This window comes from Sorangium sp. So ce295, assembly GCF_051527405.1.
In the GTDB taxonomy this organism is placed as follows: Bacteria; Myxococcota_A; Polyangia; order Polyangiales; family Polyangiaceae; genus Sorangium; species Sorangium cellulosum_B.
On sequence record NZ_CP150324.1, the window covers coordinates 806,890 to 831,485 of the forward strand.

Annotated in this window: 17 protein-coding genes and 1 tRNA gene; 8 read left to right on the plus strand and 10 right to left on the minus strand. The window is 70.7% G+C overall.

What is annotated here, in order from left to right; all coding sequences use genetic code 11:
- The first annotated feature begins 1 nt into the window (after position 1).
- On the plus strand, positions 2-1,363 hold the full coding sequence (locus WMF11_RS03035; protein WP_437976351.1) for a retroviral-like aspartic protease family protein: 1,362 nt from the start codon (positions 2-4) through the stop codon (positions 1,361-1,363).
- A 53-nt stretch (positions 1,364-1,416) separates the two neighbouring features.
- Here the strand turns inward: WMF11_RS03035 and WMF11_RS03040 are convergent, their stop codons facing one another.
- The 5 genes from WMF11_RS03040 to tssI all read right to left on the minus strand — a co-directional run bounded on the left by WMF11_RS03040 (position 1,417) and on the right by tssI (position 9,347).
- Entirely contained in the window at positions 1,417-3,195 is a 1,779-nt protein-coding gene (locus tag WMF11_RS03040; protein WP_437976352.1) for a hypothetical protein, read from the minus strand.
- A 9-nt stretch (positions 3,196-3,204) separates the two neighbouring features.
- Complete coding sequence (locus WMF11_RS03045) at positions 3,205-3,621, minus strand: PAAR domain-containing protein (protein WP_437976353.1); 417 nt, start codon at positions 3,619-3,621, stop codon at positions 3,205-3,207.
- 142 nt (positions 3,622-3,763) lie between these two features.
- Positions 3,764-5,020: a hypothetical protein gene (locus tag WMF11_RS03050; RefSeq protein ID WP_437976354.1), complete on the minus strand. Its 1,257-nt coding sequence runs from the start codon at positions 5,018-5,020 to the stop codon at positions 3,764-3,766.
- 217 nt (positions 5,021-5,237) lie between these two features.
- Positions 5,238-6,692: a hypothetical protein gene (locus WMF11_RS03055; protein WP_437976355.1), complete on the minus strand. Its 1,455-nt coding sequence runs from the start codon at positions 6,690-6,692 to the stop codon at positions 5,238-5,240.
- 54 nt (positions 6,693-6,746) lie between these two features.
- A complete protein-coding gene (tssI, locus tag WMF11_RS03060) occupies positions 6,747-9,347 on the minus strand; it encodes a type VI secretion system tip protein TssI/VgrG (RefSeq protein ID WP_437976356.1) in 2,601 nt (866 codons plus the stop codon).
- Between the two features lie 482 nt (positions 9,348-9,829).
- On the opposite strand from tssI, the gene WMF11_RS03065 reads away from it, so the two are divergent.
- The gene (locus WMF11_RS03065; RefSeq protein WP_437976357.1) at positions 9,830-10,261 is read left to right on the plus strand and encodes a DUF6968 family protein; all 432 of its coding nucleotides are present in this window, start codon (positions 9,830-9,832) and stop codon (positions 10,259-10,261) included.
- A gap of 102 nt (positions 10,262-10,363) precedes the next feature.
- Here the strand turns inward: WMF11_RS03065 and WMF11_RS03070 are convergent, their stop codons facing one another.
- Positions 10,364-10,627: a hypothetical protein gene (locus WMF11_RS03070; RefSeq protein ID WP_437906908.1), complete on the minus strand. Its 264-nt coding sequence runs from the start codon at positions 10,625-10,627 to the stop codon at positions 10,364-10,366.
- Positions 10,628-10,895: 268 nt separating this feature from the next.
- Here WMF11_RS03070 and WMF11_RS03075 point away from each other — a divergent pair, with 268 nt between their 5' ends.
- Both WMF11_RS03075 and WMF11_RS03080 read left to right on the plus strand, forming a co-directional pair.
- Entirely contained in the window at positions 10,896-11,228 is a 333-nt protein-coding gene (locus WMF11_RS03075; RefSeq protein ID WP_437976358.1) for a hypothetical protein, read from the plus strand.
- Between the two features lie 57 nt (positions 11,229-11,285).
- Positions 11,286-12,428: a D-alanine--D-alanine ligase family protein gene (locus tag WMF11_RS03080; protein WP_437906910.1), complete on the plus strand. Its 1,143-nt coding sequence runs from the start codon at positions 11,286-11,288 to the stop codon at positions 12,426-12,428.
- Between the two features lie 9 nt (positions 12,429-12,437).
- Here WMF11_RS03080 and WMF11_RS03085 read toward each other — a convergent pair whose 3' ends face one another.
- Positions 12,438-13,532, minus strand: a complete 1,095-nt coding sequence (locus tag WMF11_RS03085; protein ID WP_437976359.1) for a GHMP family kinase ATP-binding protein — start codon at positions 13,530-13,532, stop codon at positions 12,438-12,440.
- A gap of 160 nt (positions 13,533-13,692) precedes the next feature.
- Complete coding sequence (locus tag WMF11_RS03090) at positions 13,693-14,196, minus strand: hypothetical protein (RefSeq protein WP_437976360.1); 504 nt, start codon at positions 14,194-14,196, stop codon at positions 13,693-13,695.
- A 349-nt stretch (positions 14,197-14,545) separates the two neighbouring features.
- Between WMF11_RS03090 and WMF11_RS03095 the strand changes: the two genes are divergently transcribed.
- The 4 genes from WMF11_RS03095 (at position 14,546) to WMF11_RS03110 (ending at position 21,879) form a co-directional block, all read left to right on the plus strand.
- The gene (locus WMF11_RS03095) at positions 14,546-16,888 is read left to right on the plus strand and encodes an ATP-binding domain-containing protein (RefSeq protein WP_437976361.1); all 2,343 of its coding nucleotides are present in this window, start codon (positions 14,546-14,548) and stop codon (positions 16,886-16,888) included.
- 181 nt (positions 16,889-17,069) lie between these two features.
- Positions 17,070-17,146 (plus strand) — tRNA-Met (locus WMF11_RS03100).
- A 775-nt stretch (positions 17,147-17,921) separates the two neighbouring features.
- Positions 17,922-19,901 carry a globin family protein gene (locus tag WMF11_RS03105; RefSeq protein WP_437976362.1) on the plus strand — a complete coding sequence of 660 codons (1,980 nt, stop codon included), beginning with the start codon at positions 17,922-17,924 and terminating at the stop codon, positions 19,899-19,901.
- A 97-nt stretch (positions 19,902-19,998) separates the two neighbouring features.
- Positions 19,999-21,879 carry a protein kinase domain-containing protein gene (locus WMF11_RS03110; protein WP_437906915.1) on the plus strand — a complete coding sequence of 627 codons (1,881 nt, stop codon included), beginning with the start codon at positions 19,999-20,001 and terminating at the stop codon, positions 21,877-21,879.
- Positions 21,880-21,978: 99 nt separating this feature from the next.
- Here the strand turns inward: WMF11_RS03110 and WMF11_RS03115 are convergent, their stop codons facing one another.
- On the minus strand, positions 21,979-22,617 hold the full coding sequence (locus WMF11_RS03115; protein WP_437549335.1) for a hypothetical protein: 639 nt from the start codon (positions 22,615-22,617) through the stop codon (positions 21,979-21,981).
- Between the two features lie 479 nt (positions 22,618-23,096).
- Positions 23,097-24,380 (minus strand): MFS transporter, encoded by a 1,284-nt coding sequence (locus WMF11_RS03120; RefSeq protein ID WP_437976363.1) that lies wholly within the window; start codon positions 24,378-24,380, stop codon positions 23,097-23,099.
- Between the last annotated feature and the right edge of the window lie 216 nt (positions 24,381-24,596).

Consider the following 24,596-nt stretch of genomic DNA (forward strand, 5'->3'; position numbering starts at 1 on the left):
GGTGGCATATCGCACTCGTATCGAGGAAGGCCCGCGCTGCCGCTTTCATGCTCTCGCCCCCTCGACGGAGGAGTGCGCGCGCTGCGGCGCTCCCGTCTGCCACGTGTGCGTCTCCTTCTCCGCTTCCCACGGGGTCGCCTGCCCTGGCTGCGAGCGTGCGATCCGGCGCGGTCGCGCGCTCAGGAGCGCGGGCGTCGCGGCGGTCTTGCTCGCGGCGGTGGGCGGCGTCGCGGCGGCGTACATCCACGCTGCCGCGGCCGTGCGGATACCGCCGGAGGGCCTCGCCGCGACCGAGCGCGCGCTGGAGGCGAACCCCTGTGAGGAGGACCTGATGCTCACGCTGGCCGAGCTCCTCCGTCGCGCCAATCGCGATCGCGAGGTGATCGAGCGCAGCGAGGCGTTCCTCGCGGCGTGCGGCCACGGGCCCAGGCTGCTCTGGAAGATCCGCGCCGCCCACGACCGCCGCGGAGAGTACTCCGGGGCGGAGCGCGCGGCGACGCGGCTGATCGAGCAGAGCCCGGCCGACGGGGACGCCTATTGCGGGCGCGCCGAGTCGCGGGAGCGCCAGGGAAAGCTCGAGGAGGCGGCCGCCGACTACGAGCAATGCATCGCGCTCCGCCCGCACCAGCGGGGGGCGCCCGTCCACCTGGCGCGCGTCTATCAGGATCTCCGCCGCCCGTGCGACAGCATCGCGCCGCTCGCCCAGCTCCTCTATTACCATGCCGATGAAGGGACGCGGCTCGTGCGGTGGTCTGGCTTCACCGTGATGGAGATGGCGAGCCAGCTCGCCACCTCGGCCGAGTGCCAGCCTCTCGCCGTCACCGGACAGGCGCTCTTGCAGCGCGGGGAGGACCGCCTGGCTCGAGGCGAAGCAGCGATCGACGGCAAGGAAAAGGGCGTCTTCGTCGTCGATGCAATGGTGAGCCACGTGCTTGTACAGAGGGCGTTCGCGGACCGGATCGGCCTCTCCGCCGGGCCGCGTGTGCTGCGGGTGTGGACGCCGAGCGGCCTTCAGGAGGCGAAGCTCGCCGTCGCCGGCCGGCTGGAGGTGGAAGGCGCCTCCGCCCCGAGCGTGAAGCTCGCGATCGTGGAGGACCTCCCCGGCGTGGCGGGCGTGCTGGGGCTGTCGTTCCTGCTCCGGTTCCGCGTGCAGCTGACCGAGAAGGGAACCACGCTCTCGCCGCCGCCGACCGGCATGGCGCCGTCGACCGAGGAGACGGCGATCGCTGCGGCAGCGGGCGATGACAACGAGGCGGCAGCAGCGGATGACGGCCGGGCGGCGGCGGCGGACCACGACGCGGCGGCGAAGGCAGGCGACGAGGAGGTGGCGGAGGCCCATGAGGGGCTCGCGCCGGCTCGATGAGCGGCTCCGTGTCGCGGAGCAGCGGGCGAGCCCGATGGCGAGATCGAGGTGGATTACCCCGCAGGCCTACCGCGCTTCGCGAAGTGCGCATGGCACTGGCGGAACATCTCCTGCCATCGTGCGTACTCCGTCGGTCGCTCGCGGAGCCGCTCCTTCCAGGTTGCATCGACCGCTGACCGCTTCTCGGCGGAGCTCAGCCCGTATCGCCGGAAGATCTCCTCGGCCGCGTCAGGGAACAGGGACAGCTCGGCGCAGAGCGCGGCGTACTGGGCGAGCGGCAGGACGATGTCGATCGGCTCGGCGAGGGGCGCTGGACCGCTCGTGCCAGCTTTGCTCGACGGCGAGGGACATGGCGGCGTCGTGGAGCTCTGGGAGGTGGCTCCGGCCACCGCCGCCTGCGCGCTCGCGGTTTGCCTCAACAGCTCACGGGGGATCTCGAGGCTCAGGGACGTCTCTCCGAGCTGAGCCGGAGCCTGCGGAGCCCGTTTCGATGAGGCCGGCGCTCCGGCAAGCCTCGCCGGAGCCGTTTCGGCAAAGGGAATCGCCGGGCCTCCCGGCAGCGCCTGCACCGGTGATGTCACCACGGCCTCCCGATGTGCCCGTGGCCGCTGCGGCTGGGCTGTCGGCGTGGGTGGCCGAGGAGCCTCCGATGCCCCGGGCGCGAACGGCAGAGCTGGGCCGCGGGGGACGTCCACGAGCGGCCCGGTCTCCGCGACCACGGGCGGCGGGGGCTTCACGGCCGCCGAGACGGTGGACCGCGGGAATGGCAGCGCCGCCCCCCGTGGAATATCGGGCAGGGGCGCCGTGCCGGTGAGCGACTCCGCAGCGCGCGGAGGCTTCGGTTCGGCCCTCTCGATCGAGATTGCGTTTTGCGCGGGCATGAAGGGGACCACCGCGGCTCGGGGCACGTCCAGCAGGGGTCCCGTGCCCTGCAGCGCCTTCGGGGCCGCCGCCCCGCCGGAAGACGGCGCGGACGGCGCAGACAAGGCGGCGCGAGGCGCGATCGAGCGCTCGACGTCAGCGACGTTCCGCGCCCGGGCGAGGAGCATCCCCAGGCGGTGCGCGTGGTGCGCCTCCAGCCGCTCGAAGTCCTTCGCCAGCACCGCATCGCGCCCCAGCATCACCCGCCACCCCCGATGAAGCGCGGCGAGCGCCGCCTCGTCCTCCAAACCGTGGCGCCGCAACACCCCTTTGCGCTGCTCGGGCAGCGCCTCGAGCTCCGCGCACAGCGCCGCGTACTCGGCCAGGCCCAGACCGGGCTTGCGGGGCATCACCGCTGCGGTGGGATCGTTTGTGGGCGCGTTCGCCGCTCCCCGTGCGTCAGCCACCCTCGACGGTCTCAGCACACGGGAGCCGACCCGGAGCGGTCCAAGCTTCCCAGGTTTCGCACGAAGCTCCACGAGGAGCTCGCCGAGCTTCGTATCCTCCTCCACGCGCCGCGCCCAGCGGCGGCGGAGCCGCGAGACGTCGTTCATGCCCAGATCATTCCCGTGCAGCAGCTCGAACGGCGCCGGATGCGCCTCAAAGGCGGCGAGAAAGCTCGCCCAGGCGGCCGCGTCCTCCGCGAGCGGCTCGACCGATCGCTCCAGCCAGTCCTCGGCCTGCGCCAGCTCCAGCTCGTACGCCGCGAGCAGCTCCGGCTCGGCGACCAGCCGCTGCTTCCAGGCGAGATCGGCCCGGGCGAACGCGCGCGGCGTCAGCCCCTCGACTGCGAGCACGTCCTCGAGCGGGAACCCCTCGGTCACCGCCGCCGTAACGGCCGCAACCTGCGCCAGCGAGACCCCTCCGCTCGCTTCCTGTGCTCCCGATGCGGGCTTCGTGGCTGCCGCCATCCCTGGCCCCTAATCGCCGACCAGCACGGTGCCGGACGCGAGCACCCTTCCGTTCGGCGCGTCGGCCGGGTCGCTGCAGGTCAGCGCCGGATCGCCGAGATGCGCGGCCGGCTTGTTGTTGATCAGCACCGTCTCGCTGCCCGCCTGGATCCGAGCCTGATTCGACGGAGGACGCTGAAAGGCACCTCCATTGGGCACGTGCGCGGGTGCATTCGCCGCAGTGCTCCCCTGGACCGCGGCCGGCTTGCCCTCGATGAGGACATCCGCACTCAGCTCGCCGGACAGGTCCCCGCTGAACGGCATCGGCATCGGCGTCGGCACAGGCCCGCCGGGAGAGGGCACCATCACCAGGTGCGTGTCGACGCCGATGACCTTGTCGCCTTGCTTCGCGGCGGGCTTTCCTGGCTTGGGGGTCTGCGACTGCATGTTCTCTCCGAGCTATCCTGCGCCGCTCACGGCACTTCGTGGTCGAGTTGAGGAGAAGCCACGAATGGGAGTGGCTCGCCGATCTGATTCACCAGAACGGACAGTACGTTGCGCGCTGTCATTATTCTGCTCTATTCCCGTATCAACGGTACCCGAGGGCCTCCCTGAGCTTGGAGGTGTCGATGAAACCGCGGAGCGGATCCTTCTTTCCATCGGTGCTGCGCTTGTTCTGGGCAACACCCTGCCACCTTCCTTGCGGAAGCTGGATCTTCTTGCGCTCTTCGGGGCTGAGATTCGCCAGGGCCTCGTTCCAGCCAGCCTCGCCGTCGTCGTCACGGAAATCGAAGGATTTTCCGTCCAGCGTCATGAATCGATAATGCGGACGCTGCCGTTGCTTATCAGACTGGGCGTAGAACGCTTCAGCCTCACAGGATGCAACAATGGATATGTGACCTCCGGCTTTGCGGTCGGCCATGAAGATATCTCCCGGCCTGGGCGCATACCCGTCTCCCGGAGGATGCCAGACGAGGAGGCCGGTGGGCGTGCCTTTCGCTTGCTGGTTCTGGTGGAATACTTCCAGCGGGAGTCCCTTTGCATAGGCCTCCACCATGTTCAGGTTCTGTCCGAATGTCCACACACCGTTGATGGCTTCACGGTTAAGGAATTTGCCGAGTTCCGCGCGCGTGATCTTGTCCTCCGGACTGCCACGCAAGACCCAGGCCTTCCAGAACACCCAGGATACGAAGTCGCCGCACCAGGAGTGAAAGTCATTCGGAACCATGTTCGATTCCTCGCGCGCCTTGACTCTGGCGAGCGCCTCTTCCATTCCCTCTTTCTTGAGCCGCTCGAGCGCTGCGGTGTACTTCGCCTCTCGTGCCGCTGCCCTCGCCTCGTGCGGTCGCTGGCACTTCCCGTTCTCCTTGACCCCAGGGAAGGTAGGCAGCATGCCCGGACACGCAGCGCCGCTCTGGCTGCCGTGTCGGTTCTCGGTGATCTCGAGGACCAGCGGGCTCCACTCGATGCTGTTGACGGCTTGCCAGGCGATGTCGACGAGCCAGTCCTTGGGACTGATCACGGTGACCTGCCCTGTCCCCTTGGGCACGTGGCTGCTTTTTCCGGGCTCCTCCGGCCGCTCGACCAGCGGTGGTGCCTGTGCGGGGACGGCCCCGTCGGCGGCATCCGCCTCCGGCTCCGACGCTAAAACCGGCTCCTTCCTGCGGTCCACGACGTAGGTGGCGTTCACGTTGCTGCCCACCTTCGGGCCTTGCACCTTGGTGAGGATGTAAGCACCGCCGGGGGCGGCGCCGTAGTCGTTGCCGCCGACGAACGGGTTGTTCCAGTACAGCGTCACCGAGCCACTCGATCCGCGGTAGGTCACGCGGCCCTCGGTGCCGGTCATGAAGCCGTCGGACTCGGCCGACCAGACCGCTGTCGCTCCGCACGTGGGTGGTGGTTCTTGGCCCGGGGTGAGGATCCCGTGGTCGAGCTGAGGAGGGCCCACGAACGTGAGCGGCTCGCCCGTAGAGTTCACCAGAGTGCACAGTACGCTTCGTGCTGCCATGTCCCTGCTCGCTTCTGCCGCCGCCCGTTCGGTGCCAAATCGAAGAGATTGCTGATCAGTGGTGCAGTGTACCAGGAGCCAGGGGGCGGCTTGCAACGATCGCCGGCACGTGAGCATGCATTGGGCGACCGAATGTCCTGCGGAGCTGGCTACCGGCACCGTGCGTCGGGCTCGAGCCCGGCGCGATCTCGGTCAGGCGGTGGGAGCGGAAGAGGGCGAGCCGACGATCCTTTTCACTCTTCTCGTGAACGCCTACGACCCAGATCTCGGACCGCGACCGCACCGCGACGCTTTCCGGCACGTACGCGGCCTTCGCCTCTGGATCGACGGGCATCGGTACCTGCATCCAGGCGCCGCCTCGCGGGAGAGCCCAGACCTCCACAGCCTTCCCACCTCGGGAAGCGTCTCGCGCCAGGCTGAGGATCACCAACGTGCCGTCCTGCCCGCGAGCGGCATTCAAGATCCTCCTTGTCGGCGGAGCAGGCATCTCCGCGACAGCGGTCCCGTCGAAATGGAAGAGCATGGGCGGCGGCATATCCTCCGCCGGGTAAGGCCCGTAGATCCCATAAGGCGCCTCCATACCGAGCTCATGACTGCCGACGACGTAGACGTCGGTCGGACTCTCTCCGAGCAGCCGGATGCCCCATGGGTAGAACTTCCGCTTGTCGCGCTGGATCTCGGGCGGCAGTGGGAGGAGAATTTCGGTCCTGTTCGGAGGCCCCGGTCGGGACAGGACGAGCCGGACCGGAACAGGTTCGCCCTCCTTCATTGCAGCGTGCGCCTCGATCGCCAGCACGTCTCCCGAGTGCCAGCCCCGCGCCGCGGTTATCCCGTACTTCTTATCGTTCGTCGCCTTGAACGAGGGACGCGGCACGGGTTGTCCAGGGCAATCGAGCACCTCCCCGTGTGCCGTCCAGGCGTCGGCGGCGTCCTCCTTGTCCACGAGCAAGCCGACCAAGCACCCTCGGCCTTGATCCCACAGGCCCTGGTAGAGGTCATCGGAGTAGTCGCCTTCTGGTACCTGGTGGACCATCTTCCAGCGAGCACCTCCGAGGCGGAACACGCTCTCATGGTAGAAGGGATAGGTCCGGCTCGAGTTGTCCGCGGTGCGCAAGACCATCCACACCGCATCGGGCCAGCGCCCGACGAGGGTTTTCACCTCTCCCTCGGGTACGGAGGACTCCATAGGCAGACCTTCGACTATCTCTGCCGTCGGCCCTACATGATCGCCATCGATCAACGCAAAGGAGGTGCCGTTGCGCTCCAGCAGGATCTGGCCGCCTTCCAGGGGCCACAGACGGGCCGTGCGGCCGGGCAGATCAGCGACCTTGTCAAACGAACTCTCTGGTCGCGGGGAAGATGGCCCCGCGGCGCCCGGTGCACGCTGCGCGGCGTCTCCGCCGAGCGCGGGGGTACCTGGCGCAGCGCCGCCTGGCCGGCAGGAAATCAGGGCACATGCCACGATGACAGCGGCTAGGTAAGCACCGTTTTCGGATCTCGGCGGACGCATGGGTTCAGTCCCTTCTTCGTGGATTCATGCCGCAGCATCAAATCATCGGTCCGGTCAATGCCCGTGCGCCGCCTCGATCCGGCCGCGCGTCTCGTCGTCGAGGACGCCGGTTGGCTCAAGGCCCTGATCGCGCTGGAACGCCTTGATCGCAGCGACCTCCGCTCCCTCGGTCTGTCCCTCGGTGATCCGGTAGTAGCCGAGGTTTTTCAGCCGCAGCCGTATCCCGTGCGGCGTGTCCATGGGCGGCAGGTCGCCGAGCTTGAGCCGCCACTTCAGCGTCGGCTCCTTGTTGGGTTCCTTGATCCACACCACGAGCTCGCCCGTCTCCGCTGTCGGCGGCAGGTCCTGCTCGACCATCCCATCGTCGGTCGTCTGGCCCTCGTACTTCACGCCGTCGACCATCAGCCGGTACTTCTTGTGGGCGTACGGCTTCTCGTAGACGTCCGCCACGCGGACGCGGAACGACTTCAGCGGCTCCTTCTCCTGCTCGGGCTCCTCCCCGTCATCCACTGCGTCGCAGTTCAGCTTCACCAGCTTGCCCTGCAGGCTCGCGTCCTCGTCCAGCTTCAGGAACGACTGCGGCGTCTTGATGGTGATCGCCTTGGCGTCGACGAGCGCCTTGTCCGTCAGGTAGAGCGCCGGCCCCTTGCCGAGGAGCGAGACCGAACTGCCACCCAGGATGGTGATGGCCTTGGCGTCGACTTTGATCTCGTCCGGGGTCAGCTCGATGGTGCTTGCCCCGCACGAGAGCCGCAGCGACCGGGTGGCCTTGACCCGCACGCTTCCCGTGGTCGCCAGCGTGCCGTCCCCATGCACGTCGAGCGTCGCGACGGCCTCGTCCTCTTCGGTGCCGACCGTCGCGCCCAGGCGGCCCTTAATCGTGACGTCCAGATCCCTCCCCACCACACAGCTCGAGTCGCCATCGACGGCCACGTGCTGCGACCCCTGCACCGCGAGGAGCCGGTTCTGGCCGATCCGTTCGATCGCCGACCCGGCGGCGCTCTCGGTGCGGCTCCCCTGCACGGAAGTCGTCTGGTCCCGGCTCACGGTGACGGTGCGATCGCCCTGCACCGTGATCCGCCGATCGTGACCGACCATCGTGGTGTGGTCGTGCTGGACAACCTCCTCGAGGTTGCGCTCTGCGAAGATGCCGATGCGCTCCTCGCCCGCACGATCGTCGAAGGACAGCTCGTTCGCCCCGCCCGCGCCGGGCGAGCTCTGGGTTCGCAGGCCGCTCTTCAGCTTCTCTCCCGGCAGCGGGAACGGCGGCGGATGGGTCGCGTTGTACAGGGACCCGAGCACCACCGGGCAGTCGGTGTCCCCGCCGAGAAAACCGACCAGCACCTCCATGCCGACGCGCGGGATGAACTGCGAGCCGAACGACGCTCCCGCCCAGCTCTGAGCGACACGCAGCCAGGCCGAGCTCTTCTCGTTGCGTTGCCCATCGAGGTCCCAGTGAAATTGCACCTTCACGCGCGCATGCTCGTCGGTGTGCACCTCGTGCCCTGCCGGCCCGGTGACCACCGCCGTCTCGAGGACCTGCCTCGGCTTGCGCGTCGGCGCACGCGGCCTGAGCAGCGCCGTTGCTGGGATGCACTCGAAGCGGTTGCGGTAGGTGCGCTCCGCGGGGCGGCCGGACAGCTCGGGGGTGTGTCCCTCGTGCGCGACGCGGGTCACGGCGTAGGAGCCCTCGATCCCGGGGGAGGCCTCGGCGCTGAGCTCGAAGCGGCGTCCTGGAGCGAGCGCGCGGGCCCAGCTCTCGCCGCTGCCCTCGACCGATCGGCGCTGGGTTTGCTCCAGGAAAACCCGCGCGCGGTCTGGCGTGACCTCCGGTGTGTCGTAGTCGGCGTGGTGCTGGTACACGTCCAGCGCAGGCTGCCCGCTCGCCGCGTTCCCGACCCGCTCCCTCAGGACCAGGTTCGGCCGGCGGAAATCGTAGTCCCGGAGATGCACCGAGCTGGGCTTGAGCGAGCGCTGCACGCCGAAGGCGACGATCTCGAGCCCTGTGGGTGTCAGCCCCTCCTCAGGGCGTAGGACGAGGATGCCTGACCCGTTGCCGAACGCCGCGGGGTAGTGCGCCGGGTCGTCGAGGAAGATCACCGGCGCGCGGGCCACGCTGCCTGGAACCCCGGCCGGCGCGTCCGCGAAGCACAAGACGATGCCTTCCTCGGCAGCTAGCCGCCGCACGAACGCTAGGTCGCTCTCGCGGTACTGCACGCAGTAGCTCCGGACCGCGTACGTCCGCGAGAGGCGGAGCTCGACCGGGAGGGAGGCTGCGGCGAGGACGTGCTCGAGGATCTGCGGCACGGTCTCGTCCTGGAACATGCGGCTCGTGGTCCGGCGCCGGAGCAGCGCGAGCGGGGGGACGAGGCGGATGTGCCAGGTGGGACCGGTTCGCGGGGTGAACGTGGCGTCTGCGCGCACCTGGTCGACGAGCGCCTCGATGCGGCGTTCGGCGCCGCGGCCATCGCGCAGGATGAAAGAGGCGAGGCGGCCAAGCAGCTCGGCGTCGCGGCCTTCGAGGTCGGGGACCGCCTGCACCACGAGCTGAAACGAGAACAGCTCGGAGAGCGCCTCACGCCCGCGGAACGAGACGACGCGCAGGTCCGAAGGTGTGAACGGTCCGGCGTGGAGCTCGATGGAGTCGCTGATCACGGGCGCAATCTATCAGACATCGCGGTGCTTCCAGCAGAGAGCAGCCGCTCGAAGCGCGCGCCTTGGGCGGGGTGGGTCACGCGGCCCCACTTTGCCGACGGCACATCGGCTGGATCGCGCACGTGAGGGCGATGATGTTCTCCCTGAGCTCGCTCGGCGGCGTCGGACGCCTCGCCTGGACCTGCGCCGATACTTGCGCGTGACCGACATCGAACGTGCTCTCCAGGTCACCCGCCTTGCGAACCTCGACGCTGGTGGCCCAAGCCCGCCTGCTTGTCCCCATCACGAGAGGGAGGAACCCATGGTATCGCGAAAGAAGGATTCGACTTGGACGAGACGCTCTAGCTTCGTACGAAGCCAGGGAGGAGTTCTGCCGAGCGCAGCCACGGAACAGGCGCCGCCGGTGCTGGGAAAATGTGCATACCAGCTACCTTCGCTGGCTCGTGGTTTGCGCGGTCGAGTTCTCGTAGTAGCCTCATCGGATGGATGAGAAGGATTCGCCGATCGCGGAGCGTCGCTACAGCGTGGAAGGTCAGCCTGGGCGAGAGATCATCTTGAAGATTGGGCGGCCGTTCGAGGTGAGCCCTCCTGGGGTGGACTGGGCGTGTCCCGTCGTCTTCGAGGGCCTGGACGACGGATGCAGCAAGTGCGTGTACGGGATCGACGGTGTGCAGGCGATCCAGCTCGCGATGCAGTACGCGCGCAACCAGCTGGAGGCCTCCGGGCTGCAGCTCCTCTGGGTGACCGAGGAGCCGGGCGATCTGGGGCTCCCGCGCCCGATCGAGAGCACGCTCGGCGCATGGTTTCAGCGCGAGCTCGAGCAGATGGTGGAGAGTGAGCAACGCAGGATGCACGAGATCGTGCTCAAGCTCGGCGAGGTGCGCGAGCGGCGCCGGAAATTGACCGGAGCCTAGCTTCGGCGCGGTGCCCGTTCCGTCCCGTGGGCGGGGCCGATCGACCGATGCGTGCTCCTTTCCTCGTCGGCTCCTCCTCCGTCGAGAAGGCGGCGCGCCCCATCACATCGTTTCGATCGACTTGAGCATCTCCGGCACGAAGTGGAGTCTCGGTCGGAGCAGCCTGTCGCGACGCCCGGGCTGTCGGACCTGGAGCATGGCGCCGGTCGCGGAGCTGTTCGAGGCATCCAGCAGATCATCGGTGAACGTATAGCTATAATTCTCTTGCTTGGTCGGTGTCTTGTCCTCCGCAGCGGCCTCGGGGATCGAGACGCCGAGAAACAGCAGCGCGGCTGTGACTGGAATAAGCGATCGCGGTTTCATCATGTCTCCTCGCCTTTGTCGGACACGAGCGAGGTCCGCAGATTGGGACCCTTTTTGTCGAGCTCGCCGGCGCGGCCCTGATTGAGCGCGCTGAGCTCCCTGCTCGGGGCGCCCGCTCCCTGGGGCATGCTCCATCCATGGGGACGATGCACCCCTGCGTTCCGCGCCGACAGGCGCGCTCGATGTCGTCGCGGAGGGCTCCCCGGACGGACCACCCGATCCGGTGACAACGCAGGTGACATCGCTCTCCTTCCGCGTAGAATCGGGCCCGATGCTCACCTGCAGTCGAAGGAGCACGACGGGCGGCCTCCTCGTTGCGGTCGTCGCGGCGCTGGCCGTTGTCGTCCCCGCCGGAGCGGCGAGGGCGACCGAGGAAGCGCCGGCAAAGGTGGAGAACGGCATCGCCGTCGGCGCTCAGCTGGAGGCGCTCGCGGACGTCAAGGTCGCGCGCGCCGAGGTCGCCCGGGGCTCCAGGGTGAGCGTGGCCAGGCTGATCGAGCGCCAGGGCCAGCTCACCGCCGTCGACGTCGAGCTCGCCGACGGCCACGTCGCACGCGTGGCGATGGCGACCGTCCGCAAGTCGTTCCGTGTCCTCTCGGAGTAGCCTCTCCGAGTAGCCGGCTTCTTCGCCCCGGCGCGCGATCGCGGCTACGGTGCCGCCATGCCGAACCCTGCCAAGGTGCGCGTCGCCGTCCTCTTCGGCGGCCGCTCGGCCGAGCACGAGATCTCCCTCCTGTCCGCCCGCTTCGTCGTCGAGGCGCTCGACCGCGACCGCTTCGAGCCGGTGCTCGTCGGTATCGACAAGTCCGGCCGCTGGCTGCTCCAGGAAGAGGCGCTGCTCCTCGGCGCGGCGCGCGACCCCCGCCTCGCCCGGCTGAACGAGGCGATGCCGGAGATCGCCCTCGACGCCCACCCCGGGCCCGCTGGCGAGGCCACGCTGACCGTGCCGGGCGGCGCGCGCGCCCCGATCGACGTCGTCTTCCCCGTCCTGCACGGGCCCACGGGCGAGGACGGCTGCGTCCAGGGCCTGCTCGAGCTCGCCGGCGTCCCGTACGTCGGCTCCGGCGTGCTCGGCTCCGCCGTGGGGATGGACAAGGACGTGATGAAGCGCCTGCTCCGCGAGGCGGAGATCCCGATCGTCCCCCACGTCACGCTCCGCCGGGCCGCGTGGGACCGCGATCGCGGCGCGTGCATCGACCAGATCGCCGCCCTCTCCGCCGCCGGAAGCGCCGGCTTCGGGCCGATCTTCGTCAAGCCCGCGAACCTCGGGTCGTCCGTCGGGGTCCGGCGCGTCAAGGCGCGCTCCGAGATCGAGGCGGCCGTCGAGCACGCCTTCGAGTTCGATGTGAAGATCGTCTGCGAGCAGGGCATCGAGGGGGTGCGCGAGATCGAGTGCTCCGTGCTCGGCGACGACGACCCCATCGCCTCCGTGCCCGGCGAGATCGTGGTCGGGCACGCCGACGGCTTCTACTCCTACGCCGCGAAGTACATCGACGCCGACGGGGCCACGATCCGGATCCCGGCCGACCTCTCCCCGGCCGAGGCGAACGCCGTGCAGCTGGTCGCGCTCCGCGCGTTCCGCGCGCTGGAGGCGTCGGGGATGGCCCGCGTCGACCTCTTCCTCTCGCCCGATCGCGCGCTCTACGTGAACGAGATCAACACCATCCCCGGCTTCACGGCGATCTCGATGTACCCGAAGCTCTGGGAGGCGAGCGGCATCCCCCCGCGCGAGCTGATCGAGCGCCTCATCGGGCTCGCGCTCGAGCGCGGCGCGCGCAAGGCTCGCCTCAGGACGAGCGCCTAGCGCCGCGCGTCAACCCCCGTCGAGCCGCACGCCGGGGGCGCCGAGGGCGGGCCGCCGCACGAGGCAGGGGCCGAGCGCCTCGAGGATGCGCGCGTGGCGCTCGGCGGGCGCCCACACGAGGATGTGCCCGCCGCCGCCTGCGCCGCACACCCGGAGGACCTCGACCCCGAGGCCGTCGAGCCGCCGCTCCAGCGAGAGCGCGATCGCGCTCGCCGCCCTCGAGAGGCGCACCTTCGCGGCCGCGCCCCGGCGCATGCCCGACAGCACCAGCGAGAGCGAGCCGATCTCGAAGCCGCGCGCGACCTCGCCGGCCGCCGCCACGAGCTCACCCTTCGCGTCGCACGCCGAGCCGGCGTCCATCCGATCCAGCACCTCGCCCGACACGCGCCGCACCTCCGTGTCCACGAGCAGCAGCCCCGCCGAGAGCGCGGGCACGAGGTCCGGGCAGCCGATCGCGAGCGGCCGCACCCCGGAGCAGCCGCCGGCGTCGAAGGCGAGATCGAGCAGCCCCCCGAACGCCGCGAACACCTGATCCTGCGCGCCGCACGCGTTGCGCAGGCGCTCGCGCTCGATCGCGACCGCCTCGCGCGCCAGATCCTCCGGCGCGACGGGCTCTCCGATCGAGGCGCGCAGCGCGAACAGCGCCGCCACCGCGACCGACGCGCTGCCGCCCAGGCCGGCCCCGGGCGACGTCTCGCTCTCCACCCGCAGGGCGACCCCGTCGCCCACGCCCGCCGCGGAGAGCGTCGCCTCGACCAGGCGGAACGCGAGATCGTCGCGCGGAGGATCCGCGCGGCGCCGCAGGAGGACGCGCGCCCCTCCGGCGCCGCCGGGGCCCTCGGTCGGGTGCGGCTCCGCCCGCCCCTCGCCGCGCGCGGCGAGCTCGAGCCGCACCCAGCCTCGATCGAACGGCTCCACGATCACGCGCACGCGCAGATCGATCGCGGCGCCCACGACACGCCCGCCGTCCTGTCGGGCGATGCCGGGCAGGTCGCTGCCACCCCCTGCGAAGGAGACGCGCATCGGCGCGCTCGCGGCCGCGCGCCACAGCGGGCTTCGCAGCGTTCGCGGCGCGGAGAGGGAGCCGGCGCAGGGGATGCTCATGCTGTCCTTCGGCGCGAGCGCGACCCGCCGGGACGCGAGCCCGCCCCAGGGACCGAGGCGGAGCGCCCCGCGGCGGCACCCGGTGCAGGGAGCAGGCCATCGATGGAGCGCCCGGCGTGCACGCTCCCGCGCGGTCCCGCGCGGTCCCGCTCGGTTCCGCTCAGTTCAGATCCTTGCTCGCGGGCTCGCTCCGCGGCGAGGGCTGCGCGCGGGCCGCGTCGAGGATCCGGTCGATCACCCTGAGCCCGGCCGCGAACATGTCCCGCTCAGCGCGCTCGCCGCCGGCGTGCACCTCGGCCGCCTTCTCCCGGAGGGCGAGCGCGTCGCGGCGGACGACCGGGAGGCGGGCCGCGCCCGCCGCCTCGGCGATGCACCCGGCGAGATCGTAGATGAGGAACGCGTCCTCCTCGCTGATCCGGGCCTCCGTACGGCGCCCCTCGGCGCGGGCGCGCGCCGGGGATCCACCCGCGCGATCCCCCCGGGCGTGCGGCGCGATCTCCCGATCGTCGTCGTCCCCGATCGAGCCCGAGGAGACGCGGTCGAGCAGGCTGGTCAGCTCGACCCGGTAGGCGGCGAGGACCAGCGCGCAGAGCGCCCCGCGATCGCGCAGCGAGAAGAGGATCAGCTCGAGGAGCCGGTCGGACCGGGTCGCGCAGTTTTGCATCGCTGCCTTGTACGGCGTCCGCCCACGCGACCTCAATCCAGAACGCCACCGCCCGCGGCGGATCCGCCCTCGGACGCGGGGCACGTTACGCACCGAGGGCGCTCGCGTGGCGCGCGCCGGCCCGTCGAGGCGCACGCCGAGGCGCGAACCGCCCCGTCGAGGCGCGCGCCGGCCCGTGAAAACGCGCCGAAACGCGGATAGCGTGGGGGGCCCCACGCGGCGGTTGCGGAGCTGTGCCGGATCGGTCAATAGGTCCGACCCTCCTGCGTCAACGGGCCGCGACGGATGTCTGGCGTGCTGACGCTCCGGCTCAGCCTGTCACCTCATCCACCATCGCATCGGCATCCCCGTGACCGCGAATCGTTCTACGAGCCCCACGCCCACCCGAGAGCAGTCCACCGCGCCGTCCTCGGCCACCGTCACGACGTCCGCCCGGCCCGCGCCGCCCACGTCGCCCACGTTTGCGGACGGCGCGCCCGGCGCCGGGCTGAGCGAGCACGGCGCGGCGATCGTCCGCGAGGAGGAGGCGCTGCTCGCCCGCGTCACCGCGCACCTCGCCGCCGCCGCGACCAAGCCGTCGCGCCCGCCGCCTGTCGAGAACTACGAGGAGCAGCTCCTCTCGCTGCGCGATCAGATCGCGGCGGCGCGGCTGGAGGACGTGCCGGCGCTGGTGCAGCAGATGGAGCGCCTGCAAGGGATCGCCGCGCGGCGGAGCGAGAACGTCGTCGAGCCCGTCGATCCGAAGTCGCCCTACTTCGGCCACCTGCGCCTCCGGGAGAAGGGCCGCCCCGAGCGCGACGTCCTCATCGGGCGCACGACGCTCGTCGACGCGAGCGCGGGCGTGCGGATCGTCGACTGGCGCCACGCCCCGGTCAGCCAGATCTACTACCGCTACGAGGAGGGCGCGGAGTACGAGGAGACCTTCGGCGAGCGCGACGTCGAGGGCACCGTGCTCGTGCGGCGCACCGTGACCATCGACGACGGCGAGCTCTATCGCATCTCAGCGCCGCAGGGGACGCTCGTGCGCGGGCCCTCGGGCGGCTTCCGCGAGATCGCGACGCGGGCGACCGAGCTCTCCGGCGGGCAGGGCAGCGCGGTGCGCCCCGAGGACATGCGCGACATCGCGCGCGCGGCGGCGGGCGGCGCGCGCGGCGGGCTCGGGACGGGGGCGGCGTTCCACGCCCGCGAGGACCGGCACCTCCCGGAGATCGCGGCGCTCCTCGACCCGCGGCAGTTCGAGCTCATCTCGAAGCCGGACGCCGGCATCGTGGTCATCCAGGGCGGCGCCGGCAGCGGCAAGACGACGATCGGCGTCCACCGGCTCGCCTTCCTCTCCTACAACGGAGGCCGCCGCTTCACCGCCGACAAGATGCTCGTCATCGTCGGCAGCCCCGCGCTCCGCGCGTACATCAGCGAGGCCCTCCCCGCGCTCGGCCTGGGCGGCATCGCGGTCGAGACGTTCTCCGAGTGGGCGCGCGCGGCCCGGAAGCGCGCGTTCCCGTGGCTCGAGGCGCCGATCGAGGAGAACACGCCCTCGGTCGTGACCCGCTACAAGACCCACCCGGCGATGCTCCACCTCCTCGAGCAGCGCGCGGCGGAGCTCAAGGACGACGCGCGGGCGCGGCGCGACTCGCGCGGCACCCTCGCGTTCTGGGCGGACGTGCTCACCGATCTCGACCGGGTGCTGGCGGCCTTCGAGGCGGCGGGCGACCCGGAGTTCGGCCCGGAGCAGGTGAAGCGGGCGTGGCGCTGGTGCGCGGACCGCTGCCCCGCCGTGCTCGACCTCGACCCGGGCGACCGCGCCGAGCGCAAGGCGGCGATGGCCGACGAGCCCGCGGACGACGACGACGACCGGGGCGGGGACGGGCGCGAGGTCTCGAGCGACGACCGCGCGGTGCTCGACCCCGAGGACGACGCGCTCCTCCTGCGGGCGTACCAGCTGCTCCGGGGCGAGCTCCGCAAGGGCAAGAACGTGCTCGTCTACGAGCACCTCTTCGTGGACGAGGCGCAGGATCTCGCGCCGATCGACCTCGCGGTGCTGCTCGGCGTCGTGGCCGAGCCGCGCAGCGTGACGCTGGCGGGCGACACGGCGCAGCGGCTCTTCATGGACTCCGGCTTCCGCGACTGGCGGGCGACGCTCGACGACCTCGGCCTGTCGCGGGTCGACGTCGAGCCGCTGCGCATCGCGTACCGCTCGACGCGCGAGGTGCTCGCGTTCGCCCGTGGGGTGCTGGGCCCGCTGGCGGATCCGACGCCGCCCCTCGCCCCGCGCAGCGGGGCGCCGGTCGAGCACCACCATTTCCCGAGCGCCGGGGCGGCCGTCGCGTTCCTGGCCGACGCGATCCGCCCGCTGTTCGCGCGCGAGCCCCGCGCGACGCTGGCGATCCTGGCGCGCCACCCCGAGCAGGCGGATGTCTACTACGACGCCCTCAGGATGGCGGAGATCCCGAACCTCCGGCGCGTGCGCGCCTACGAGTTCGCGTTCCGCCCCGGCGTCGAGGTGACCGAGGTCCGGCAGGTGAAGGGCCTCGAGTACGACTACGTGGTGCTGGTCGACGTGAACGCGTCGACCTACCCGGCGGACGACGAGTCGCGGCACCTGCTCCACATCGGGGCGACGCGCGCGGCGCACCAGCTCTGGGTGATCTCGACGGCGGCGCCGTCGCCGCTCGTGCCGGACTGGCTGGGCTGAGGGGGAGGGGACGAAGGGGAGGGGGAGGGGGACGAAGGGGCCGCTCGAGCGCAGCCGAGCTGCGCCTCCCTCGGCAGGCCTTGGAAGGCATCGGAAAGCCTCCGAGGGGGAGATGGACACAATCGACACCGGGCCGTGAGAGAATCCTTGACCAAAGCGAGGCCGTGAGTAGATTCCCTCTCGCGCGGTGGAGCAGCCTGGTAGCTCGTCGGGCTCATAACCCGAAGGTCGTGGGTTCAAATCCCGCCCGCGCAACCACGACCCAAGTAGCAAGAGGACGCGAGGATTGGCCGAAAAGGCCACCTCGCGTTTTTCGTTTCAGGGTCTGTCCGCTTGCGCCGAGCGTGAGACCGGAGAGGCGGTCTGAGCGATCCCGCCGCCCGGCCGCTTCAGGCGAGCGCTGCTCGTCGCGCGCTTTGCCTGCTCGCTTGGTGTGTGCCTCTCGGGAGAGGTCCTGGTCGTCCCGGCGGCCTCGCGCGCCCTGGGTCCGAGTCGTTCCATCGGAGCGCGGCGGCACGGCGCGGCTCGCGCGCAAGGGCGATAAGACGCTCACCCCTTCTGGAACATCGAGCGTCGACGAGCGTCGATGGCGCGAACTCCATCGCTCTCTGCGGCTCCGGCGCGCCGCCGCTCCGATGCCCTGTCCGTCGGCGGTGTCGCTCGGGAAGTGCGCCGCGCTACGGGGCCGGCACAGGTGCGGTTCGCCAGCGCCACATCCGCGGCCCCGGTCCGCTCGTCGCGCAGCCGCGCCCCCGGCGAGGTCGCCGCGATCTGTGCGCGTTCGTCGTGCGTTCGTTGCGCCTTGGCCGGGCGTTGGTGGCGCGTTGGTGGCGCGTTCGTGGGGCGTTGGTAGGCGTGGCGCGCGCTTCCACGGGCGTCTCGCGCCGGCGGCGCAGCCCTCTCGTCGCGCCGTAGGCAGGCGCCGGCCCCCTGATGTAGGATGGCGGTAGAGGCGGCTCCTGTGCTCTGAACACGCGCGCCGCGGCGCGCACCTCACCGGCGCATTCCCGGTAACCTCCAGCGGACAACCACGATGGCCAAACCGAACGATCCCTTCGCACCCTCGACCAACACGCGCGGCGCTGCGACGCCGGGGGATGCTGCCAAGCCGCAACGCAGCGCCAGCGCGCCCGCGCCGGCGGCGCGGGCGTTGCCCTCCACGGGGCCTGCCACCCAGCGAGGGCCGGGGGCGTACGGCGCGCCCGAGTTCCTCAACAAGGCGCGCAGCGCGCAGCCGCCGGAGCTCCTGAGCCAGCGCACCATCGAGCTCGTGCAGTGGTCCTGGGCGAAGGTGATGCCCATCTCGGACGCCGCCGCGGCGCTGTTCTATGAGCGGCTGTTCACGCTCGAGCCGTCGGTGCGGCCGCTGTTCAAGAACGATATCGCCGAGCAGAAGAAGAAGCTCATGCAGACGCTCTCCGTGGCCGTCGATGGGCTGAACAACCTGCCCAAGCTCGTGCCGGTGCTCCAGGCCCTCGGCGTCCGGCACCAGGGCTATATGGTCGTCGATCGGCATTACGACGTGGTGGGCGAGGCGCTGCTCTGGACGCTGCGCGAGGGGCTCGGCGACTCCTTCTCCGCCGACGTCGAGTCCGCGTGGAAAGAGGTCTACGGCGTGGTCTCCGACGTCATGAAGAAGGCCGCCGCGGCGCACTCGGCCGTGGGCGGCGCGCAGGCGCACCCCTCGCCGGCGCCGGCCGGGAGGGAGGCCCCGCGGCTCGGCTCCTCGCAGCCGGCGCAGCGCTCGGCGCCCGTGGAGCAGGCGGTGCAGCTGCCGAAGTCGGTGCCGCCGCCCTCGTCGACCAAGGCCTCGCGGACGCTCGTCGGGGTCGTGCCGCCCTGGCAGGGCGACCCGCCGCCGCCGCCCGCGCCCGCCGCGGCGCCGGCGGGCGCGCCGATCAGCCTGCGCACGATCGAGCTCGTGCAGCGATCGTGGGCGAAGGTGATGCCCATCTCGGACGCCGCGGCGGCGCTCTTCTACGACCGCCTCTTCGAGCTCGATCCGTCGGTGCGGCCGCTGTTCAAGAACGACATGGCCGAGCAGAAGAAGAAGCTCATGCAGACGCTCGCCGTGGCCGTCGATGGGCTGAACAACCTGGGCAGGCTCGTGCCGGTGCTCCAGGCGCTCGGCGTGCGGCACCACGGCTACATGGTCGTCGATCGGCATTACGACGTGGTGGGCGAGGCGCTGCTCTGGACGCTGCGCGAAGGGCTGGGCGACGGCTTCACGCGCGACGTCGAGTCGGCATGGACCGAGGTCTACGGCGTGATCGCGGACGTCATGAAGAAGGCGGCCGCAGATCACGTCGCGAGCGGGGGCGGTCGCAAGGCCGACGCCGCGCCCGCGCGGGAGCGGGCGCCCGCGCAGCGGCCGCCGCTCTCGGAGCAGCGCGCGCCGGCGCCGTCGAGCGTCACGGAGGTGATGCCGGCGAAGCGGCGCCCGGGCCCGCTCGACGAGGACGCCGACACGCTGCACTACCAGACCAACCCTGCCCATGAGGCCATGATGACCAGCGGTATCCACCACGAGGAATCCCGGGCCGCGGCGCGCCCGGCATCCGCAGCGCAACCTGTCGCCGCGAGCGCGAGCCCGCAGGGGCTCGTCATCCCGTGGGCGGGCCAGGACATGGTCGTCAACGTCCACGTCAAGCTGGACGGTCCGCTGGTGACGGTCCCGGTCGCCTCGCCGGGGATCGCGTCGCCGGCGGCGGCGCCCGTCGTCCTGGAGCCGACAGGCCCGAGCGGCCTCGCCGCGGGGCTCGCGATCGCCCTGCTCTCGATCGCCGCCTCGATGGCCACGGCCATCCTGATGACGGTGGGCGGCGCCGACAAGGCCGCGGCCGGCGCGGGCGCCGCGGCCGGCGCGGGCGCCGTGCCCAACATCGCGTCCCTCGCGACCTACGCCGTGCCGATCATCGTCACGGTCCTCGTCCTCTCCGCGTTCACGATGGGACACATCCTGGGGCGGGGTCGGGCGCGGAGCGACGCGGGGCCCGGCCCGGGGCAGCTGTGAGCTCCTCGTGCGGGTCGTGAGCGGGTCGTGGACTGGAAGCCGACGCATTCGCCCGGCGAGCGCACGGGTTTGATGGCAAGATGGGAATGAGAGTCCGATGATCGCGGAGCCTGCGAGTACGCTGACCCACCTGGCGGGACAGTGGCTGGGACCGTTCCAGCTGATCCAGCTGCTCGGCATCGGCGCGATGGGCGCCGTGTACCTGGCCAGGGACAGCGTGCTCCAGCGCGACGTCGCGGTGAAGCTGATCGCGAAGGGGAGCGCGGACACCGATCCCGAGCGGCGCGACCGCTTCCTGCGCGAGGCGCGCGCGGCGGCGCGGCTCCTCCACCCGAACGTGGTGCAGATCTTCCAGGTCGGCGAGGACGAGGACGTCCGTTACATCGCCATGGAGTACGTCCACGGCCTCACCATGGCGCAGGCGGCCAAGCAGCACGGCGGCCGCCTGCCGGAGCAGTTCGGGATCGAGAAGATGCGCGAGGCCGCGGCGGCGCTCGAGCTCGCGGCGTCGTTCGGCATCTCCCACCGCGACGTCAAGCCCGCCAACCTCCTCCTCAATGCGTCGGGGACGCTCAAGATCGCCGACTTCGGCCTGGCGTCCCATCCGGAGAGCGGCCCGCTCGGGAGCAGCTCCGCCCGCACGCTGGAGGGCACGCCGTTCTACATGAGCCCGGAGCAATGGACCGGGCAGGACATCGCGCCTCCGTCGGACATCTACAGCCTCGGCTGCACGTTCTACCACCTGCTCGTGGGCAGGACGCCCTTCTCGGCGCGGGATCTCGCTGGCTGCTTCCAGGCGCACTGCCACGCGGCCGTCCCGGATCCGAAGCTGGCGATGCCGGACATCGACCCGCTCCTCGCGGAGCTCTTGCGCCGCTGCATGGCGAAGAGGCCGCAGGAGCGGCCGTCGGCCGGGCACATCGTGGCGTTCCTCGAGGACATGCTGATGCTCCGGCGCAGCAGCGTCAGGCCGCGAGAGATGTCGGAGCCGAAGAGCGCGCTGCTCGGCGCGCCCATGGATCTCTCCGATACGAGGATAAGCGAGCTCCCAGCGCCGCCGAGGGGCCCGCTCGCGACGCCGACGGGCACGATCCTGGTGAACAGCTCGACCGCCGTCGGGCACTTCACCGGCCAGTACAGCTACCGGGATCATTTCGGGCTGACCGGCTATCCGTTCAGCGACATCCGGCAGCCGAGCTTCTTCTGGGACGCAGGCCCTTATGCCTGGATCCTGAGGACGCTGGCGTCGCAGATCGTCGCCGGGCAGCGCCCGGCGATCCTCGTGGGCGAGCCGGGGAGCGGCCGGACCTTCGTCTGTGAGATGATCAAGAACAAGGTCCCGCGGATCCACGTCTTCTCGGTCGAGCCGCAGCTGCTCTTCGGGACGCGGCCGCTCGTGTCGCTGTGCAGGCAGGTGGGGGCGACGGCCATCACACCGACGCTGAGCCAGCAGTTCCTCGTCGACGCGTTCCTCGGGCAAGCGCTCCTCCGCGCCGGGTCGGACGCGATCGCGGTGCTGGTCGTCGACGGCGTCGATCCGGAGGATCACGATCTCCTGATGGAGCTCCATGACATCCTGCGCTGCGCCCCGGCGGGCAAGCTCTCGATGATCCTGGTGGGCGCCCCCGATCTCCCCGCGACCCTCGCCTCGAACGGCGTGCCGCGCGAGCTCTACTCCGGCGCTCAGTCGCTCCTCTTGCCCGGCATGACGCAGCAGGAGATGATCGAATACATCGACTTCAGGATGTGCTCGGTCGGAGGGAGCAGGCGGGGGCTCCAGCTGGGCCTCGCGTCGCAGCAGCTGCTGCACGCGAGGAGCGGCGGCAGCCCGAAGCTCATCAACATCTACTGCCACAACGCGCTGACGATCGCCGCGCTCCAGGGCGAGACGGAGGTGAGCCTGTCGTCGATCCGCCTGGGAATGAAGAGCAAGAGCTATCTCACCGCCGAGGCGGCCACGAACCTGATCCGGGGCTGAGCGCGCCTCCTGCGGTCGTCTGGCGCGGCCGGAGCGGTCGTGCGCGGGGCGATCGCGACGCGCTCGCGCGCCGGCCAATCCCCCTCATTCCTCGCCTCGTTAGCTGTCGTTTCCGGCGGTCCCGGCTGGTGCGACCGTCCTGACCGCTCCGGTCGCGGACGGCGCGCTCGGCGGCGCCGCGGGGAGGGGGGCGCGCCCGGGCATTGCGGCGAGCACCGCCGCGTCCGTCATCGGCGCGCGCGGCACGTTCAGCGCGCGTCCAATGCGCGCCCTCGAATGCTTGTCGTTGTCGATGCACCTGCCGCGCGTGTAGGCGCTGAGCCGGTCGCGCGGCTCCTGCTTGCGGCACGCCCCGAAGGATCCCTTGATCAGCGCGAGTCCCGCGCGAAAGCATTTCTCTCGATCCCCGACGAGATCCTCGTGAGACCACCCCTCCCGGGTCTTGCCGGCGCCGACGCGGACCTGGAGCAGACAGGAGTCGAGCCCCGAGCCGCGCGCGAGCTTCCCGAGCCCGAGGTCCACGTCGCGACGGTAACCGCTCTCGAAATACGCGATCGATAAGAGCAGCGCCATCGTCTCGGCTCGACCGCGCGGGCCTCCGAAGAGCGGCTTCAATGCAGGATCATAGGCAACCTTCGCCGCCGCGCGCGCGATCTCGTGGTAGCGCGCGCGGCCTTCCTCGGGCGTCTCGACCGCGTCCTTGATGAAGCTCTTCCCAGGCGGGGCCCATGTCATCATGATACCAACAGCCCACGCGATAATCGTATCCATAAGACATGTAAGGTCATGGGATACCTCTGTGTCAAGCAATTCGGACAGTCTGGCTGGGATTGTCGTGGTGCGTTGTATGATGGCGTGCCGCTCAGTGTGCATTATAACGTCCTCGTCAAATTGCGAATGATCTGGGAAGCGGTGCGTCGTACGTGGTGCGCAATCGTTTTCGCACCGGTTCGCACTGGATTTGTGTTCGGTTGTTTTCGGTCGTGTTCGGTCGTGTTCAGTTACGTTTGTTACGTTTGTTACGCTTGTTGCGTATGTCGCGCTCGGCCTCGAGAGATTGCGGGTGTGCTCGCGGTCAAATTCGCGCCGAGTCGTCTCGTGCTCTCGCCGCGGGGCTCACGAATGGAGTGGTCGCCTCCAGTCCTCGAGAGAGCGACTGGCCCTCACCGGGCTGGGAGCGATGATGTGCTGCGCGCGCGCTCGACGCGAGGCGCGCGTCAGGCCTTCTCGGCGGCGTCTTCTTCGGAGGTCGCGCGCGTGTCTTCGAGCCGGTCGACCGCGCGCAGCTCGGGGAACAGCCGTGCCCAGAGCAGCACGACCGCGATCGTCCCGAGGCCGCCGAACACCACGGTGGGCACCGTCCCGATGAGCCTCGCGAGGGTGCCCGACTCGAGCTCTCCGAGCTCGTTCGAGGCGCCGACGAACACCATGTTGACCGCGCTCACGCGGCCGCGCATCTCGGGCGGGGTGGCGAGCTGCTCCAGGGTCATCCGCACGACGACGCTCACCATGTCGGCGGCGCCCATCACGGTGAGCGCGACGAGCGAGAGGGGGAAGCTCCGCGACAGGCCGAACACCACCGCGGCGAGCCCGAAGAGCCCGACGCAGAGGAGCATCCTCGGCCCGGCGCGCCGCGTGATGGGCCGGAAGGCGAGGACCACGGCCATGAGCCCGGCCCCGACGGCCGGCGCGGCGCGCAGGAAGCCGAACCCCTGCGGGCCGACCCCGAGCACGTCGGTCGCGTAGATGGGCAGCAGCGCGACCGCGCCGCCCAGGAAGACGGCCACGAAGTCGAGCGAGATCGACCCGAGGAGGACCTTCTTCCGGTAGACGTAGCGCAGCCCGGCGAGCGCCGTGGCGAGCGACGGCGGCTTCCTCTCCAGGCGGCCGGCGGGCGCCCGCACGGCCAGGGGCCCGGCGCACGCCGCGGCGAGCGCGAGGCTCGCGCTCAGGTACACGGGCGCGGGCGCCTTCCAGAGCGCGTAGAGCAGCCCGCCCAGGCTCGGCCCGCCGATGGCGCCGACCTGCCAGAGCGTCGATTGCCACGTCACCGCGTTCTGGAAGTGCTCCGTCGGCACGAGCGTCGGCAGGAGCGCCGAGCCGGCCGGCCCCTGGAAGGCGCGCACCGTGCCGAGGAGCACGAGGACCCCGTAAATCGCCGGCAGGTTCGGGCTCGGCGAGCGCGCGAGGAAGAAGAGCGCGAGCGCCGCGAGCGCCGAGGTGAGGTAGCAAAGGACGAGGATCCGCCGCCGATCGAAGCGATCCGCCGCGTGCCCCGACGCGAGGGAAAGCCCCGCGACAGGGAGAAACTGGGCGAGCCCCACATAACCGAGCGCGAGCGGATCTCGCGTGAGGTCGTAGATCTGATACCCCACGGCGATCGATTGCATCTGGTAGGCCACCGTGGCCAGAAGGCGGGCCGCCGCGTAGACGCGAAAATCGCGCGATGTGAAGGCGGCGAAGGGCGACGACGGCTTCAGGGCGGCGGGGGCGATGGCCATGAACGAGTCCGGGCGACGTGATGGCGCATTCCAGCGAGGGTCGCCAGGAAGCGATGTTGCGGTCACGAGCCGGGAGGTCGAGCGTCAGGTCGCTGCGTCCAGCGCGCCCTGTAGGGGTTGCATTCCGGGCACTGGGAAGAAGCGAGCTGGGACGGCCCGGGCACCACGGCCCGTCATCGGGACGGTCACGTTCGCGTGGCCTCGGCGTGGAACACT